The organism is Chroococcidiopsis cubana SAG 39.79 (assembly GCF_003991895.1).
GTDB lineage: Bacteria > Cyanobacteriota > Cyanobacteriia > Cyanobacteriales > Chroococcidiopsidaceae > Chroococcidiopsis > Chroococcidiopsis thermalis.
The window spans coordinates 1-1,331 of record NZ_RSCK01000248.1; the positions used below are offsets into that span (position 1 = coordinate 1).

Annotated in this window: 1 protein-coding gene; it reads left to right on the forward strand. The window is 44.0% G+C overall.

Features of this window, described 5'->3' with window-relative positions:
* Nucleotides 1-79 precede the first annotated feature (79 nt).
* Nucleotides 80-1,303 carry an ISAzo13 family transposase gene (locus tag DSM107010_RS37710; protein ID WP_127025421.1) on the forward strand — a complete coding sequence of 408 codons (1,224 nt, stop codon included), beginning with the start codon at nucleotides 80-82 and terminating at the stop codon, nucleotides 1,301-1,303.
* Nucleotides 1,304-1,331 lie beyond the last annotated feature (28 nt).

Consider the following 1,331-nt stretch of genomic DNA (forward strand, 5'->3'; position numbering starts at 1 on the left):
GGCAGCTTGTAAAAATAACTTAAGCAACTTTTAAAGGACTAAGTTATGATTTTAGAGCAGCATTGAGATTGAAACGGTTATGTTCGATGCTGATGTAATTAAGAAAATTCAAAATAAGTATGAGTCTTTTCTGCCGTACTTAAATGAGCGGACAAGAAGAATTTGGGCAGCAATTGAAGCAACTACATTGGGTTACGGTGGAGTGAGTGCAGTTGCGGCGGCGACTGGTTTGAGCCGTAATACCATTGCGGCTGGGATGAGGGAGTTGCAAAACAACAAAGGCAAAGCTCTTGTCCCAGTGCAAATTCGGCAATCAGGTGCTGGGCGCAAGCTGGTCGAAGAAATAGACCCAACCATACTCGAAGCTCTCGAATCATTGGTCGAACCAACCACTCGTGGTGACCCACAATTTTCTCTACGTTGGACGTGCAAGAGCGTAACAAAGCTGGCAGAAGAATTGCAACGTCTAGGACATCAGGTATGTCCCAAAACGGTCTACAATCTGCTGCAAGCAATGAACTATAGCTTACAAAGTAATCGCAAGACTACCGAAGGTAGCACTCATCCAGACCGAGACAAACAGTTTGAGCACATCGCCAATACCGTGACTAGATTCCAACAGCGGCATCGTCCAGTAATTTCGGTTGATACCAAGAAAAAGGAACTCGTCGGCAATTACAAGAACACAGGTCAAGAGTGGCAACCCAAGCGACAACCGACTGAAGTAAACATCCACGATTTTGTAAACCCGAAACTGGGTAAAGTAATTCCGTATGGAGTATATGACCGATCACTTAACCAGGGTTTTGTCAGTGTCGGGATTGACCATGATACAGCTGAATTTGCAGTTGAATCGATTCGGCATTGGTGGTACGAAATGGGCAAATCGCTTTATCCTCGTAGCAAGCATCTACTAATTACTGCTGATGGTGGTGGCAGTAATGGCAATCGGAATCGGCTCTGGAAGTTGAAACTCCAGGAACTTGCTGATGAAACAGGTTTGACGATTCATGTTTGTCATTTTCCACCAGGTACTAGCAAGTGGAATCAGATTGAGCACCGGATGTTTTGTCACATCACGACTAATTGGCGAGGCAGACCATTGACGAGTCGGCAAGTGGTGGTAAATTTAATTGGTCATACGATGACTCAGTCCGGCTTAGAGATTAAAGCCATGCTTGATGAAAACTGCTATGACGTTGGTATTCAAGTCACAAAGCCAGAGTTTGAATCAATTGCAATCCACAAAAGTCGATTTCATGGCGATTGGAACTATCAAATCAATCCAAGAGTAATAACTTAGTTGCTCAAGTTATTTTTACAAGCTGCCT

Excerpts from the sequence above, each read along its gene's own strand:
- DSM107010_RS37710 (WP_127025421.1), top strand. The coding sequence starts at position 80 with ATGTTCGATGCTGATGTAATTAAGAAAATTCAAAATAAGTATGAGTCT.